The following is a 15,528-nucleotide window of genomic DNA, read 5'->3' on the forward strand; positions in this document are numbered from 1 at the left end:
GTACCTTCTCACGACCGCGATGAAGCCCCCGTGACGGGGCTCACCACCAGGGACCGCAGGAAGTGGGCGCACCAGTCCAGCAGCTCCTGGTCGCGCAACTGGGGCGCGCCCATCCGGCCGCCCGCCGCTCCCTCGGTCGGCCTAGGCACGCTGACCGAAGAGGTCGCCTGCTTGTGGACCGCCTTGGGGAACAGCCGCCGCAGCCGCACCAATTGGCTGTCCTTGAGGTCCAGCGGCGCGAACCGGATGTTCTGCCCCATCACGACGACCTCGGTCACGCCGTGCTCGCGGCACTCCTGCCGGAACCGGGCCACGGCCAGCAGCCGCTCCACGGGCAGCGGCGGGGCGCCGTAGCGGTCCTTCAGCTCGTCCCACACGGCTTGGAGCGACGCCTCGTCGCCCGCCGCCGCGATCTTGCGGTACGCCTCCAGCCGCAGCCGCTCGCCCGGCACGTAGTCGTGCGGGATGTGCGCGTCGACCGGCAGGTCCACCCGGACCTCGGCCAGGTCCTCCTCGCCGTCCGCGCCCGCGCCCGAGTGCCGCCGGAACGCCTCGACGGCCTCGCCGACCAGCCGCACGTACAGGTCGAAGCCGACGCCCGCGATGTGCCCGGACTGCTCGGCGCCGAGGATGTTGCCCGCGCCGCGGATCTCCAGGTCCTTCATGGCCACGGCCATGCCCGCGCCCAGCTCGGTGTTCTGCGCGATGGTGGCCAGCCGGTCGTGCGCGGTCTCGGTGAGCGGCGCCTCCGGCGGGTACAGGAAGTAGGCGTAGCCGCGTTCCCGGCCGCGGCCGACGCGCCCGCGCAGCTGGTGCAGCTGGGAGAGGCCGAGCATGTCGCCGCGCTCGACGATCAGCGTGTTCGCGTTGGAGATGTCCAGGCCGGTCTCGACGATCGTGGTGCACACGAGCACGTCGTACTCGTTCTCCCAGAAGCCCTGGATGATCTTCTCCAGCTTGTCCTCGTTCATCTGGCCGTGCGCGGTGATGACGCGGGCCTCGGGGACCAGCTCGCGGATGCGGCGGGCGGCCTTCTCGATCGACGACACGCGGTTGTGCACGTAGAACACCTGGCCGTCGCGCAGCAGCTCGCGGCGGATCGCCGCGCCGACCTGCCGGTCGTCGTACGGGCCGACGTAGGTCAGGATCGGGTGCCGCTCCTCGGGCGGGGTGAGGATGGTGGACATCTCGCGGATGCCCGCCAGCGACATCTCCAGCGTCCGCGGGATCGGGGTCGCGGACATGGTCAGCACGTCCACGTGCGTGCGCAGCGCCTTGATGTGCTCCTTGTGCTCGACGCCGAACCGCTGCTCCTCGTCCACGATGACCAGGCCGAGGTCCTTGTAGCGCAGGCCCTTCTGGAGCAGCCGGTGCGTGCCGATGACGATGTCCACCTCGCCGTCGGCCAGGCCCGCGATGGTCTGCTCGGCGTCGGCCTGGTCGGTGAACCGGGACAGGCCCTTGACCTTCACCGGGAACGCGCGCATCCGCTCGGTGAAGGTGTTGAGGTGCTGCTGGGCGAGCAGCGTGGTCGGCACGAGCACCACGACCTGCTTGCCGTCCTGCACCGCCTTGAACGCCGCCCGCACCCCGATCTCGGTCTTGCCGTAGCCGACGTCGCCGCAGATCACCCGGTCCATCGGGACGCCGCGCTCCATGTCGGCCTTGACCTCGTCGATCGCGGCCATCTGGTCGACGGTCTCGGTGAACGGGAACGCGTCCTCCAGCTCCCGCTGCCACGGCGTGTCGCCGCCGAACGCGTGGCCGGGCGCGGACTGGCGGGCCGCGTAGAGCTGCACCAGCTCGGCCGCGATCTCCTTGACCGCCTTGCGCGCCTTGGCCTTGGTGTTCTTCCAGTCGCTGCCGCCGAGCCGGTTGAGCGAGGGCAGCTCGCCGCCGACGTAGCGGGACACCTCGTCGAGCTGGTCGGTGGGCACGAACAGCCGGTCGCCGGGCTGGCCGCGCTTGGACGAGGCGTACTCCAGCACCAGGTACTCGCGGGTGGCGCCGGCCACGGTCCGCTGCACCATCTCCACGTACTTGCCGATGCCGTGCTGCTCGTGCACCACGAAGTCGCCGGGCCTGAGCGCCAGCGGGTCGACGGCGTTGCGGCGCTTGCTGGGCATGCGGCGCATGTCCTTGGTGGACGTGCCGCCGCGCCCGCCGGTCAGGTCGGTCTCGGTGAGCACGACCAGGGCCAGCTCGGGCAGCGCGAACCCGTCCTCCAGCGCGCCCCGGACCACGGTGACCGCGCCGGGCGCGGGCGCCTCGGTGAGCGCGTCGACGCAGGTCGTGTTGACCTCGGCGTCGCGCAGCTGCTCGGTGGCGCGGTGGGCGGTGCCCGCGCCGGGCACGACGAGCACGGCCGTGCCGCCGGACGCGGTGTGCGCCCGCAGGTCGGTGAACGCGCGGTCCACGTCGCCCTGGTAGGCCTCGACGTGCTTGAGCTCCAGCCGCAGGACGTCCGTGCCCTCGCTGGTCAGCCGGCTGAGGGTCCACCACGGCCGGCCGGTGGCGCGGGCGGCGGCGCCGACCTCGGCCAGGCCGCGGTAGGCCGACGCGCCCAGGTCGATCGGGGCCTTGCCGCCGCCCGCCGCGGCCATCCACGACGCCTCCAGGAACTCCTGGCCGGTGCGCACCAGGTCGTGGGCGCGGGCGCGGATCTTCTCCGGGTCGTTGAGCAGCACGTGCGTGCCCCGGGGCACCACGTCGGTGAGCAGCTGGAGCGCGCCCTCGCACAGGGCCGGGATCAGGGCCTCCATGCCCTCCGACGGGATGCCGTTGGCCAGCTTCTCCAGCATCTCGTGCAGCTGGGCGTCGGCCTCGTGCTCGGCGGCGAGCGCGGCGGCCCGCTCCCGGACCTGGTCGGTGAGCAGCAGCTCGCGGCACGGCGGCGCGGTGAACGCCCGCACCTCCTCCGGCAGCGAGCGCTGGTCGGCGACGGAGAACGGGCGGATCTCGCTGACCTCGTCGCCCCAGAACTCCACGCGCAGCGGGTGCTCGGCGGTCGGCGGGAACACGTCCAGGATGCCGCCGCGCACGGCGAACTCGCCGCGCTTCTCGACCATGTCGACGCGGGTGTAGGCGAGGCCGGCCAGGTCGACGAGCAGCTGCTCGAAGTCGTGCTCGGAGCCGACCTCCAGGTCGACGGGCGCCAGCTCGCCCAGGCCGGGCGCCATCGGCTGGATCAGGCTGCGGACCGTGGTGACCACGACCTTCAGCGGGTGGTCGCCGGGGTGGGAGAGCCTGCGCAGCACCTGGAGGCGGGCGCCGACGGTGTCGGCGCGCGGGGACAGGCGCTCGTGCGGCAGCGTCTCCCAGGACGGGAACAGCGCCACCTGCTCGGGCCCGATCAGGTCGCACAGGACGGCGCGCAGCTCGTCGGCCTCGCGGCCGGTGGCGGTCACCGCCAGCACGGGCGCGCTGCCCGCCAGGGCCGCGGCGACCAGCGGCCGGGCCGCGGGCGGGCCCTCCAGCTCCAGTTCTGGCACGCCGACGGAGTCGGTGAGGGCGCGCAGCGCCTTGTCGGGCAGGACGGCGGTCAGCAGGCCGGACAGCGGACCGGGCTGGGGCATCTGGGTGGCTCCCGGAGAGGTGCTGGACAGACCCCTGCCCGGGACCTGGGGAAGCCGCCGCGGGAGGGGTTCTCTGCGCACCAGCCTACGTGCACCGCGAACGGGCCGCCCGCGGATTAACGGGTTGACCGCCCGGTCACGCTGGGGCCGTGGAACACGAGATCAGAGCCGACTACGACGATCGGCACATCACCGTCTACCAGGCGTATTCACCGGCGATCGCGGAACCCGCGCTGGCCGCGGGCCGGTTCGTGCCGCCGTTCAAGCCGGGGCGGATGACCTGGGTGAAGCCCTCGTTCCTGTGGATGATGCACCGCTGCGGGTGGGGTGCGAAGCCGGACCAGGAGCGGGTGCTGGCGGTCAGGATCACCCGAACGGGTTTCGACTGGGCGGTGAGCGCCGCCGTGCCGAGCCACGAGGTGGGCCGCGGCAAGCCGGACGTCCGCGTGCAGTGGGACCCGGAGCGCGACCTGCGCCTGAACCCGCTGCCGCACCGCTCGCTCCAGCTGGGCCTGGCGGGCGGGGCGTCGCGGCGGTACGTCGAGGAGTGGGTGGTCGGCATCACCGACGTGACGCCGCTCGCCCACGAGGTCCGCGACCTGGTGCGGGCGGGCGACCTGGACGCGGCCCGCGCCCGGCTGCCCGTCGAGCGGCCCTACCCGTGGCCGGCCACCGACCGCGCCACCACCGATCGCGCCACCACCGACCGCGTCACCACCGGCTGAGACCTCGCAGACGGCGACCACACAGCCGACCCGCCATCATGGTCGACATGCGCCGAGTCGTCGGGTTTGCCGCTGTCGCGCTGTTGGCCGGGTGCACGTCGCAGGAGACGGGCGGCAGCGCCCCGTCGACCACCGCGCCCGAGGGCCTCGTGGTCGAGGTCGTCGCGTCCGGCCTGGCGCACCCCTGGGACGTGGGCTTCCTGCCCGACGGGCGGATGCTCGTCCCCCAGCGCCCCGGCAGGATCGCCCTGGTCGAGGGCGGGCGGGTCACCGACGTCGAGGCCGACCTCGGCGACGTGGCCGCCCGCGGCGAGGGCGGGCTGATGAGCCTCGTCGTGCACCCCGACTTCGACACCTCGAAGAGGTTCACCACCTGCTTCAACACCGAGCGGGACGTGCGGCTGGTCACCTGGGTCCTGGACGGCACGAGGGCGACCCGGGTGGCGGACCCGCTGCTGGCCGGCCTGCCGAGCAACCCCAGCGGGCGGCACTCGGGCTGCCGGATGGCGTTGGACGACGACGGCAACCTGCTCATCGGCACCGGCGACACCGCGCGCGGCGAGGTCCCGCAGGACCGGGGCAGCCTCGGCGGCAAGGTGCTGCGGGTCGACCTGGAGACCGGCGAGGGGGCGCCCGGCAACCCGTTCGGCGACCGGGTCTACACCTACGGCCACCGCAACATCCAGGGCGTGGCCGTGCGGGAGGACGGGATGGTCTTCACCGCCGAGCACGGCCCGAGCACCGACGACGAGGTCAACGTGCTCCAGGCGGGCGGCAACTACGGCTGGGACCCGTCCCGCGGCGGCACGACCGGCGGCTACGACGAGGGCGTGCCGATGACCGACCTGGAGCGGTTCCCGGACGCGGTGCCCGCGGCGTGGTCGTCCGGGCAGCCGACCGAGGCGATCTCCGACGCCGCCTTCCTGCGCGGCGAGCAGTGGGGCGACCTGGAGGGCGTGCTCGCGGTGACCGCGCTCAAGGGCGAGAAGGTGCTGCTGTTCACCATCACCCAGGAGGGTGGCGTGCACTCGGTGTCGATCCCGCCGGAGCTGGAGGGCTCGCACGGCCGGTTGCGCGGCGCGGAGCAGGGCCCGGACGGCGCGCTCTACGTGACCACGTCCAACGGCGAGGACGACAAGGTCCTCAAGGTGACCAACCGCTAGCCGGCCGGCCGATCTCCGGCCACCGGTCGCCCCGCCGCTAGCGGCGGGTGCGCAGCCGGGGCTTGGGGTCCATGTGCGACAGGCCGTTCCAGGCCAGGTTGACCAGGTGCGCGGCCACCTCGTCCTTCTTCGGCCTGCGCACCTCCAGCCACCACTGGCCGGTCAGCGCCACCATGCCGACCAGGGCCTGGCTGTAGAGCGGGGCGAGCTTGCGGTCGTAGCCCTGCTGGGAGAAGTGCAGGCCCAGGATCGACTCGACCTGCGAGGCGATGTCGTTGAGCAGCGACGAGAACGTGCCGCTGGAGGAGGCGACCGGCGAGTCGCGGACCAGGATGCGGAACCCGTCCGTCGAGCCCTCGATGTAGTCGAGCAGCGCGCACGCGGCCTGTTCCAGCAGCTCGCGGGGGTGCCCGCCGGACCTGGACAGGGCGTTGACGATGTGGTCCATCAGCGACTGCATCTCGCGGTCGACCACGACCGCGTAGATGCCTTCCTTGCCGCCGAAGTGCTCGTAGACCACCGGCTTGGACACGCCCGCCCGGTGGGCGATCTCCTCGATCGAGGTGACCTCGTAGCCCTTCTCGGCGAACAGGGCGCGCGCCACGTCGAGCAGCTGCTCCCGCCGCTCCTTGCCGGTCATCCTCACCCGAGGCACCGGTGCGTCGTCGTCGCGCCTTCTCCCAGCCACCCAGACCACACTAAACACCCGCCCCCCGCGCCGGGCGCGAGGGGCGGGTGCCGGGAGTCACTTCTTGGCGCTGATCCGGGCCAGGCGCTGCTCGGTCGGCCAGCGCACGTTGGTCGCCCAGCCGAACTTCTCGAACAGCCAGATGGCCCGCGCGGAGATGTCGAGCTGGCCGCGCTTGACGCCGTGCCGGGCGCAGGTCGGGTCGGCGTGGTGCAGGTTGTGCCACGACTCGCCGAAGCTCAGGATCGCCAGCGCCCACACGTTGGCGGAGCGGTCGCGGGCCGCGAACGGGCGGTCGCCGACCATGTGGCAGATCGAGTTGACCGACCAGGTGACGTGGTGCAGGAACGCCACCCGCACCAGGCCCGCCCAGAAGAACGCGCTCAGCGCGCCGCTCCAGGACATCGTGATCAGACCGCCGAGCAGCGCGGGCGCGAGCAGGCTGATCGTGGTCCACAGCGGGAACAGCTTGTCGACGCGGACCAGGTCCTCGTCCGCCAGCAGGTCCGGCGCGAAGCGCTGCGCGTTGGTCTTGTCGCGGTCGAACAGCCAGCCCATGTGCGCGTGCCAGAAGCCCTTGGCCAGCGCGACCGGGCCGGTGCCGAACAGCCACGGCGAGTGCGGGTCGCCCTCGCGGTCGGAGAACGCGTGGTGGCGGCGGTGGTCGGCGACCCAGACGATCACCGGGCCCTGGAGCGCCATGCTGCCCGCGATCGCCAGCGCGATCTTCAGCGGGCGGCTGGCCTTGAACGAGCCGTGCGTGAAGTAGCGGTGGTAGCCGACCGTGACACCCATGCCGGCGATGTAGTAGAAGACGACGAAGAGCGCCACGTCCACCCAGCCGAGGCCCCAACCCCAGGCGAGCGGGACGGCCGCGAGCAGCGCCAGGAACGGCACGATGACGAACACGTACACGCTGAACTGCTCAACGTTGCCGCGCTGTCCGCCGATCAGCGGCTTGGGCCCGCGATCGGAGCCGTCCTGCGCTTGGCTCTCCAGGGTGCTGGTCATGCATCTACCTCTGTGGTGTCGGGGCTACCTACGGAACCGTAACTTACGCAAGCGTAAGTAGGGCGACGCGATACCGCCATAGGCGGGCGGAAAGTCACGGCGTGTTCTCAGGAAGCCGGGCGTGTCGACCAGGCGGCGGGCATCATGCGCTGATGGGTTCCCCGAACGCCCGGAGGCGACACCTCACGCGGCTCGTCGCGATCATCGTAGCGGTAGTGTCCGTGCTGGTCAGCGCCGGTGCACTGGGTGGCGGCCGGTACTACAGCGGCGAGCTGCTCGACCCCGCGAACGCCCGACCCGGCTACCGCGAGGAAGTCGTTTCGTCGACCGCCGGAACGGTCACGTTGCGCGAGTCCAGCGTCACAGCGCTGCCCGGCACGTGGGGTCTCGTTTGGCCGGGCGGCAGCGCGGAGGTCGGCGCGGTGACCGGGCGGTCCGGCGACGCGGTGGTGCGCGAGCTGCGGGGCGCGGCCCCTCCCGACGGCACGCGGGCGCGGCTGGACGCGGCGGTGTGGCCGACGGACCCGCGGACCGCGCGCGGCCTGGCCTACGAGGAGGTGCGGATCCGGACCGAGCTGGGCGACGCGCCCGCGTGGCTCGTGCCCGCGACGTCGTCCACCTGGGTCGTGGCGGTGCACGGCCGCGGCGGTTCGCGGGCGGAGGCCCTGCGGATCGCCCCCGTCCTGCACGACCTGGGGCTGCCCGTCCTGGCGGTGACCTACCGCAACGACGAGGGCGCGCCGCGCTCCCCCGACGGCCTCTACCACCTGGGCGACACCGAGTGGCGCGACGTGGAGGCGGCGGTGCGGTACGCGCTGGAGCACGGCGCGCGCGACGTCGTGCTCTACGGGTGGTCCATGGGCGGCGCGATCGCCGGGCAGTTCCTCGGCCGGTCCGCCGAGGCGGACGAGGTGGTCGCCGCGGTCCTGGACGCGCCGGTGGTGAGCTGGACGAGGACCCTGGAGCTCCAGTCGCGCAACCGGGGCGTGCCGGAGCAGTTCGTGCCGGTCGCGGAGCTGGTCGCGGGCTGGCGGGCCGACCTGGACTTCGACCGCTTCGACCTGGTCGGGAGCCCGCCCGCGCACCGGCCGCCGACCCTGCTGCTCCACGGCGGCGCGGACGGCACCGTGCCGGTCGAGGCGTCGCGGGAGCTGGCGACCGCCGCGCCGGGCCTGGGCTGGCCGGTGCGCTACGTCGAGGTGCCGGGGGCCGAGCACACCGCGGCGTGGAACGCCGACCCGGCCGCCTACGAGCGCGTGGTGGCGGAGTTCCTGGCCGAGGAGGTCGTCGGATGACCCGATCAGGTGTTGACCCGGAGACCCGAAGGGGTTGTGTTCACACCTGCCACCCCTGGACTCCAGTGCATATGCACTCTCGGACAGGCCCCCTGTTTAGTGCCTTGAACAGCGGAAACACGGTTAGTCATGATCGCGTTACCCAGGGCGTGCCGCCACTTGAGTGGTGGTGCTGACCTTCCAGGGGGACTCGTGACAACATGTCTTCGCGCGGTCGGGGGCAACCCGGCCGTTCCGCCATGGTGTAAAGGCAGCACCTCGGATTTTGGTTCCGATGGTCCAGGTTCGAATCCTGGTGGCGGAGCGATGGTCGGGTCGGGGCGTCCGGTGTCGGCCGCCCTGCGTCTGCATGGGGGTGTGAGTCGCTGCACGAGGAAGCGGTCGACGAGCAGGGCAACGTGGCGCCGGCGCTCCACGAGATGTCCGACGCGTGGCTGGTCGGCCGCGCGAGCGAGCTCGTGGCCGTGGCCCAGAGCAGCCACCTCTCGGACCAGCTCGACGCGGCGCACGAGGTCGACGAGATCCTCGCCGAGGCCCAGGGCCGCGGTGAACCGCGGATCGTCGGCCAGCTCCTGCGCGCGGCGGCCGTGGTCCGGATAGTGACCCCCGGCCTGGTCGACCTGTCGGACTCCGTGCTGGACGACATGCTGGCGCACTGCCGGCGGCACGGCCTGGTGGTGCTGGAGGCCGAGGCGCACGCGCTGCGCGGCCGCCGCTACCTGCTGGGCGGGTTCGAGGACAAGGCGCTCACCGAGGTCGCCGGCGGCCTGGCCATGCTGGAGGAGAACCTCAACCCCGACCCGGTGATGGACAAGCGCACGTGGGACCGGCTGCTCGCGTCCGCGCTCCAGACCACCGGCCTCGTGCTCACCCAGCTGGGCGTCTACGAGATGGCGGACGAGGTGCTGGCCCGCGCCCACAACGCGATCCGGGACAGCGCCAACCCGCACCTGATCTACGTGCACCTGGTCAACCGGGCCCGCCTGCTCATCGGCTGGGGCCTGCGCCTGGAGCGGGTCGACAACCTGGACGAGGCCGTCGAGCGGTTCGCCACCGCGTCGGCCATCGCCACCGCCGCCGAACTGCCGTTCCGCGAGTCGCTGCACCCCGGCAGGCGCGACCGCTCGGCCGCCGAGCAGGTGCCGGTGATCGGCGCCGCCCACGCGCTGGCCGACCCGGGCGCGGGGCACATCTCGCGGCTGTGGTCGCTGCGCGAGCTGGCCATGTACGCCCGTGAGCTGATCATCGTCTCCATCGCGCTGGCCCGCTGCCTGGAGATGGAGGAGCTGCCCCAGCAGGCGCTCCAGGTCCTGCACGACGCCCGCGGCCGGCTGGAGCACGACACCTCCGAACCGACCCTCATGCTGTGCCTGACCCGCGAGTTCGCCCGCATGTCCGGCCCCAAGGGCGAGCGCACCATCTCCGCCCTCCAGACCTACGCCAACGCGCTGGAGGTCGAGCTGTGGCTGATGCAGGAGGCCCGCACGGCCACCCTGCTCACCCGCCGCGACCACGAGCGGCTCACCCGGGCGCACGGCGCGATCGCCCAGCAGGCACTCCAGGACCCGCTCACCGGCCTGCCCAACCGGCGCGCGCTCGACGACCGCCTCGGCGCGCTGATCAGCGCCCAGACCCACCCGATGGCCATCGCGCTGGTGGACCTGGACGGGTTCAAGGTCGTCAACGACAAGCACTCGCACGCCGAGGGCGACAACGTCCTCCGCGTGATTGCCAGCACACTCCGCCAGGCGTTGCGCGGCGACGACCTGGTGGCCAGGTACGGCGGCGACGAGTTCGTCGTGCTGCTGCCCGGCGCGCCCCTGCACGCCGCCGAGGCGGCCCTCGCCCGCGCCGTGGATGCGGTCGCGGACTTGCCTTCCGACCTGTCCAGGGGCGTGACGCTGTCGGTGGGCGTGATCTCCGTGCGCCCCCTCGAAGCGGCCCACGCGGCCCTCGCCCGCGCCGACTCCGCGATGTACGCGGCGAAGCGCAGAGGTGGCTGCCAGGTTGCCGCGGTGGACGTCGAGCCCCCGCCCGAGGCCTAGTATCAACACCTGGCGGGAGCCAGGTCTCTCCCGTCGCCAAGCACGTCTAGCTAGGGAGAGCGCTGATGCTTGAGGGTGTTCCCACCCCGGTCAGCACCATCGTCCTCGCGGCGGGTGAAGGCACCCGCATGCGCTCAGCCGTCCCCAAGGTCCTGCACCGCATCGCGGGCCGCTCCCTCGTGGAGCACGCGGTGCGCGCGGCCGCCGGGACCGACCCCGATCACCTGGCCGTCGTGGTCGGGCACGGCCGCGCCGCGGTCACCGAGCACCTCTACTCGCTGTCCACCGCGCTGGACCGCAAGGTCACCGTCGCGGTGCAGGAGGAGCAGAAGGGCACCGGGCACGCGGTGGGCTGCGGCCTGGCCGAGCTGCCCTCCGACCTGGGCGGCACCGTCGTGGTGACCTACGGCGACGCCCCCCTGCTGGACTCCGACACCCTGCGCGCGCTGCTGGTCGAGCACGGCGAGCGCGGCAACGCGGTGACCGTGCTGACCTCCGAGGTCGCCGACCCGACCGGGTACGGCCGGATCGTGCGGTCGGCCTCGGGCGAGGTGGAGTCCATCGTCGAGCAGAAGGACGCCACCGAGGAGCAGCGCGCCATCGCCGAGGTCAACTCGGGCGTGTACGCGTTCGACGCGGCCGTGCTGCGCGACGGGCTGTCCCGCCTGTCCACCGACAACGCCCAGGGCGAGCTGTACCTGACCGACGTGCTCACCATCGCCCGGTCGGACGGCAGGCGCGTGGGCGCGCTGGTCACCCCGGACCCGTGGCTGGTGGAGGGCGTGAACGACCGCGTGCAGCTGGCCAAGCTGGGCGCGGAGCTGAACCGGCGCCTGGTCGAGGCGGCGATGCGGGCGGGCGCGACCGTGGTCGACCCGGCCACCACGTGGCTGGACGCCGACGTGCGGCTGGGCCGGGACGTGCTGGTCGAGCCGGGCGTGCAGCTGCGCGCGGGCACGGTGGTCGGCGAGGGCGCGGTGATCGGCCCGGACACCACGCTGAGCGGCTGCTCGATCGGCGCGGGCGCGTCCGTGGTGCGCACGCACGGCAGCGGCGCGGAGGTCGGCGCGGGCGCCTCCGTCGGCCCGTTCGCCTACCTGCGGCCGGGCACCAGGCTGGGCGCGGACGGCAAGATCGGCGCGTTCGTGGAGGTCAAGAACTCCGACATCGGCACCGGGTCGAAGGTGCCGCACCTGAGCTACATCGGTGACGCCACCATCGGCGAGCACTCCAACATCGGCGCGGCGAGCGTCACGGTGAACTACGACGGCGTGAACAAGCACCGGACCACGATCGGCTCCCACTGCCGCACCGGCTCGGACAACATGTTCGTCGCGCCGGTCACCGTCGGGGACGGCGCGTACACCGGCGCCGGGACCATCGTGCGGCGCGACGTGCCGCCGGGCGCCCTGGGCGTGTCCGGCGGTCCGCAGCGCAACCTCGACGGATGGGTGGTCTCCCGCCGTCCGGGCACGGCGGCCGCGCGGGCGGCGGAGCGCGCCCTGTCGCCCGACAATGAAGGCACAACCGATGAAGGGCGCTGACGTGAACCCCACGATGGCCGGGACGCCGAAGAAGAACCTGATGCTGTTCGGGGGGCGGGCGTACCCCGAGCTGACCGAGCAGGTCGCCAAGCACCTGAACGTGTCCGTCACCCCCCAGTCGGCGTACGACTTCGCCAACGGCGAGATCTTCGTGCGCTTCGAGGAGAGCGTGCGCGGCTGCGACGCGTTCGTGATCCAGTCGCACTGCGCGCCCATCAACCAGTGGCTGATGGAGCAGCTGATCATGGTGGACGCGCTCAAGCGCGCCTCGGCCAAGCGGATCACCGTGATCATGCCCTACTACCCGTACGCGCGGCAGGACAAGAAGCACCGCGGCCGCGAGCCGATCTCCGCGCGCCTGGTCGCCGACCTGTTCAAGACCGCCGGCGCCGACCGCCTCGTCGCGGTCGACCTGCACACCGCGCAGATCCAGGGCTTCTTCGACGGCCCGGTGGACCACCTGTGGGCCATGCCGCTGCTCGCGGAGCACATCCGCGACAAGTACGCGGGCCGCGAGCTGACCGTGGTGTCGCCGGACGCGGGCCGCACCAAGCTGGCCGAGAAGTGGGCGGACACCCTGGGCGGCACGCCCATCGCGTTCATCCACAAGACCCGCGACCCGCTGCGGCCGAACGAGGTCGTGGCCAACCGCGTGGTCGGCCAGGTCAAGGACCGCCTGTGCGTGGTGATCGACGACATGATCGACACCGGCGGCACCATCACCAAGGCGGTCGAGCAGCTGCTGGCCGAGGGCGCGTCCGACGTGGTCATCGCGGCCACCCACGCGGTCCTGTCCGGCCCGGCCGTGGAGCGCCTGCGCGACTGCGGCGCCCGCGAGGTGGTCTTCACCGACACCCTCCCGATCGCGGCCGAGAAGCGCTTCGACGCGATGACCGTCCTGCCGATCGCCCCCCTCCTGGCCCGGGTGATCCAGGAGGTCTTCGAGGACGGCTCCGTCACCTCCCTGTTCGACGGCAACGCCTGACCCTCCCGAACGCGCGACTCGCGGTGTCCGGGTGGAGGACTCGCGACACCGGACCGGAGGACACGCGCCCACCCCGGCGTGTCCTCCGGTCGGGCATCGCGTGTCCTCCACTCCGGCATCTCATGCCCTCCACTCCGGCACCGCGAGTCGTACGTCCAGAACGCGCGAGTCGTACGTCCAGGCATCGCGAGTCGTACGTCCGGACCACGCGAGTCGAACGTTCAGGGCCACCGTGTCGAACGTTCAGGTACCCCGAGTTCTGCGTTCGGGACCCCCGGGTCCTGCTTTCGGACGCCTCCCCGGGTGGGTGTTTCGCCGGTATCGGGCGGGGGAACCAACCCCCGATTAGGCCTTGTCCGCCGCGTCTGCCTACACTGGTCGGGTTGCCTCGGCGAGGGCGAGCTCCACGCTCGGCGTGATCGACGCGGCGGTTGTGATGCCGCGCGTGTCCACCATCCGCGCCGCCCGCCGTCGCAGGCCGACAAGCTCCGCTTCGCCCGCCCGACGTACAAGGCCAGACCGTTAGGAGAGTCCCACCGTGTCCGAGGTCCGTCTCGCCGCAGAACAGCGCACCGAGTTCGGCAAGGGCGCCGCCCGCCGCACCCGCCGCGCCGGCAAGATCCCCGCGGTGCTCTACGGCCACGGTTCCGACCCGAAGCACCTGGCCCTGCCGGCGCTCGAGTTCGCCCGTGTCGTCCGGGAGCACGGTCACAACGCGGTTCTCACGCTGGACATCGACAACGCCAGCGAGCTCGCGCTGACCAAGACCGTCACCACTCACCCCATCAAGAACTACATCGAGCACGTCGACCTGCTGCTGGTGCAGCGGGGCGAGAAGGTCACCGTCGAGGTGCCCGTGGTCGTCACCGGCGAGCCCTCCCCGGGCACGCTGGTCACCCAGGACCTGACCACCCTCCAGGTCGAGGCCGACGCCCTGAACATCCCGGAGCAGGTCGAGCTGTCCATCGACGGCGCCCAGGCCGGCACCCAGGTGCACGCCTCCGACCTGCCGCTGCCGCAGGGCGTCACCCTGGTCACCGACCCCGAGGCCATGGTCCTCGCCGTCGGCGCCGCGCCCACCGCGGAGCAGATGGAGGGCGGCGACAGCGAGCCCGTCGAGGCTCCCGAGGGCACCGAAGAAGGCTGAGCCCATCACGTCGGGCAGTTCGGACGGCACGCCTCCCCCGCCGCACGGCTGGGGCGGCGTGCCGTTCCCGTACTTCAGCCCGGCGCAGGTGCGCTCGACGCAGTTCCCGCGCAGCCGGGGCAAGGGCTACGACCCGGCGCAGGTCGACGCGTTCGCGCTGCGCATCGCCGACGCGCTGGCGGGCCGCACCCCGGTGCGCCCCGACCAGGTGCGCGCGATCGTGTTCACCGAGGTGCACGGCGGGTACGACCAGCGCGCCGTCGACGCCTTCCTGGCCGCCCTGGAGCACCAGCTCCGCAGCGGCCACGTGCCGCCGACCAGCCTCCAGACCGGCGCCGCGCTGCTGGCGGTGAAGCTGCCGAGGTCGTCGAACGGCTACGATCGCGGCGAGGTCGACGCGTTCCTCGGCCGGGCCGCCGCGACGCTGGACGGCCAGGGCCGGATGACCTCGACCGAGGTCCACCACACCAGGTTCAGCACCACGTCCGGGCTCCGGCGCGGGTACCGGCTGGACGCGGTGGACGCCCTGTTGGACGAGCTTGAGCAGGAGTTGCGGTTCCGTGGCCGATGACGTGCACCTGGTCGTGGGGTTGGGCAACCCGGGCCCCAAGTACGAGGGCAACCGGCACAACGTCGGCTTCCTGGTGCTCGACGTGCTCGCCGACCGCGTCGGTGGCCGGTTCAAGGCGCACAAGGGCGGCGCGGAGGTGCTGGAGGGCCGGCTGGCCGGTCGCCGGGTCGTGCTGGCCAAGCCGCGCGGCTACATGAACACCTCCGGCGGGCCCGTGGCGGGCACCGCGAACTTCTACAAGGTGCCGCCCGCGTCGGTCGTCGTCGTGCACGACGAGCTGGACCTGCCGTTCGGCACGGTGCGGCTCAAGCTCGGCGGCGGCGAGAACGGGCACAACGGCCTGCGGTCGATCACGAAGTCGCTGGGCACCAAGGACTACCACCGGGTGCGCTTCGGCATCGACCGGCCGCCGGGCCGGATGGACCCGGCCGACTACGTGCTGCGCGACTTCTCGGTGGTGGAGCGCAAGGAGCTGGCGTTCGAGCTGGACCGCACGGCCGATGCCGTCGAGGCGCTGTTGGAGCTGGGGCTGGAAGGCGCCCAGAACAAGGTGCACTGAACAAGGTGCACTGAACAAGGTGCACTGAACAAGGTGCACTGAAAGCGGGGTCCGTCAGCGCCGGCCCAGGTCCACCTGGAGCAGGTGCGGCGACACCTCGAACCCGCCGCGCGCGTACGCCGCCACGGCCCGTTCGCCGGAGTGCACGGTCACCCGTTCGAGGTCCTCGGGCCGGGCGGCGCGGATCTCGATCGACGTCACCCCGCCATCCTGCCCGCGG

General features: G+C 72.5%; 13 protein-coding genes and 1 tRNA gene. 10 read left to right on the forward strand and 4 right to left on the reverse strand.

Annotation, left to right across the window (positions count from 1 at the left end; all coding sequences use genetic code 11):
- Window positions 1-8: 8 nt before the first annotated feature.
- A complete protein-coding gene (gene mfd / locus ABD223_RS00430) occupies window positions 9-3,575 on the reverse strand; it encodes a transcription-repair coupling factor (protein ID WP_344033753.1) in 3,567 nt (1,188 codons plus the stop codon).
- 149 nt (window positions 3,576-3,724) lie between these two features.
- On the opposite strand from mfd, the gene ABD223_RS00435 reads away from it, so the two are divergent.
- Both ABD223_RS00435 and ABD223_RS00440 read left to right on the forward strand, forming a co-directional pair.
- Window positions 3,725-4,300 carry a DUF4291 domain-containing protein gene (locus ABD223_RS00435; protein WP_344033754.1) on the forward strand — a complete coding sequence of 192 codons (576 nt, stop codon included), beginning with the start codon at window positions 3,725-3,727 and terminating at the stop codon, window positions 4,298-4,300.
- Window positions 4,301-4,347: 47 nt separating this feature from the next.
- A complete protein-coding gene (locus ABD223_RS00440) occupies window positions 4,348-5,463 on the forward strand; it encodes a PQQ-dependent sugar dehydrogenase (RefSeq protein ID WP_344033755.1) in 1,116 nt (371 codons plus the stop codon).
- Window positions 5,464-5,500: 37 nt separating this feature from the next.
- Here ABD223_RS00440 and ABD223_RS00445 read toward each other — a convergent pair whose 3' ends face one another.
- Entirely contained in the window at window positions 5,501-6,103 is a 603-nt protein-coding gene (locus ABD223_RS00445; protein WP_344033756.1) for a TetR family transcriptional regulator, read from the reverse strand.
- Window positions 6,104-6,208: 105 nt separating this feature from the next.
- On the reverse strand, window positions 6,209-7,162 hold the full coding sequence (locus ABD223_RS00450) for an acyl-CoA desaturase (protein ID WP_344033757.1): 954 nt from the start codon (window positions 7,160-7,162) through the stop codon (window positions 6,209-6,211).
- A gap of 215 nt (window positions 7,163-7,377) precedes the next feature.
- Between ABD223_RS00450 and ABD223_RS00455 the strand changes: the two genes are divergently transcribed.
- The 8 genes from ABD223_RS00455 to pth all read left to right on the forward strand — a co-directional run bounded on the left by ABD223_RS00455 (window position 7,378) and on the right by pth (window position 15,308).
- Window positions 7,378-8,457, forward strand: coding sequence for an alpha/beta hydrolase family protein (locus tag ABD223_RS00455; RefSeq protein WP_344033758.1), 1,080 nt, complete (start codon window positions 7,378-7,380; stop codon window positions 8,455-8,457).
- Window positions 8,458-8,690: 233 nt separating this feature from the next.
- Window positions 8,691-8,761, forward strand: a tRNA-Gln gene (locus tag ABD223_RS00460).
- A 94-nt stretch (window positions 8,762-8,855) separates the two neighbouring features.
- Complete coding sequence (locus ABD223_RS00465) at window positions 8,856-10,502, forward strand: GGDEF domain-containing protein (RefSeq protein WP_344033759.1); 1,647 nt, start codon at window positions 8,856-8,858, stop codon at window positions 10,500-10,502.
- 65 nt (window positions 10,503-10,567) lie between these two features.
- A complete protein-coding gene (gene glmU / locus ABD223_RS00470) occupies window positions 10,568-12,046 on the forward strand; it encodes a bifunctional UDP-N-acetylglucosamine diphosphorylase/glucosamine-1-phosphate N-acetyltransferase GlmU (protein WP_344033760.1) in 1,479 nt (492 codons plus the stop codon).
- A 13-nt stretch (window positions 12,047-12,059) separates the two neighbouring features.
- Window positions 12,060-13,031 (forward strand): ribose-phosphate diphosphokinase, encoded by a 972-nt coding sequence (locus ABD223_RS00475; protein ID WP_344034700.1) that lies wholly within the window; start codon window positions 12,060-12,062, stop codon window positions 13,029-13,031.
- Between the two features lie 538 nt (window positions 13,032-13,569).
- A complete protein-coding gene (locus tag ABD223_RS00480) occupies window positions 13,570-14,178 on the forward strand; it encodes a 50S ribosomal protein L25/general stress protein Ctc (RefSeq protein ID WP_344033761.1) in 609 nt (202 codons plus the stop codon).
- A 58-nt stretch (window positions 14,179-14,236) separates the two neighbouring features.
- Complete coding sequence (locus ABD223_RS00485) at window positions 14,237-14,749, forward strand: DivIVA domain-containing protein (protein WP_344033762.1); 513 nt, start codon at window positions 14,237-14,239, stop codon at window positions 14,747-14,749.
- Entirely contained in the window at window positions 14,739-15,308 is a 570-nt protein-coding gene (gene pth, locus ABD223_RS00490; protein WP_344033763.1) for an aminoacyl-tRNA hydrolase, read from the forward strand. The genes ABD223_RS00485 and pth overlap by 11 nt, the downstream gene beginning before the upstream one ends.
- Window positions 15,309-15,362: 54 nt before the next feature.
- Here the strand turns inward: pth and ABD223_RS00495 are convergent, their stop codons facing one another.
- Window positions 15,363-15,509: a hypothetical protein gene (locus tag ABD223_RS00495; RefSeq protein WP_344033764.1), complete on the reverse strand. Its 147-nt coding sequence runs from the start codon at window positions 15,507-15,509 to the stop codon at window positions 15,363-15,365.
- Window positions 15,510-15,528 lie beyond the last annotated feature (19 nt).

Origin of the sequence: Saccharothrix xinjiangensis (assembly GCF_039527585.1) — a bacterium.
Classification (GTDB): Bacteria; Actinomycetota; Actinomycetes; order Mycobacteriales; family Pseudonocardiaceae; genus Actinosynnema; species Actinosynnema xinjiangensis.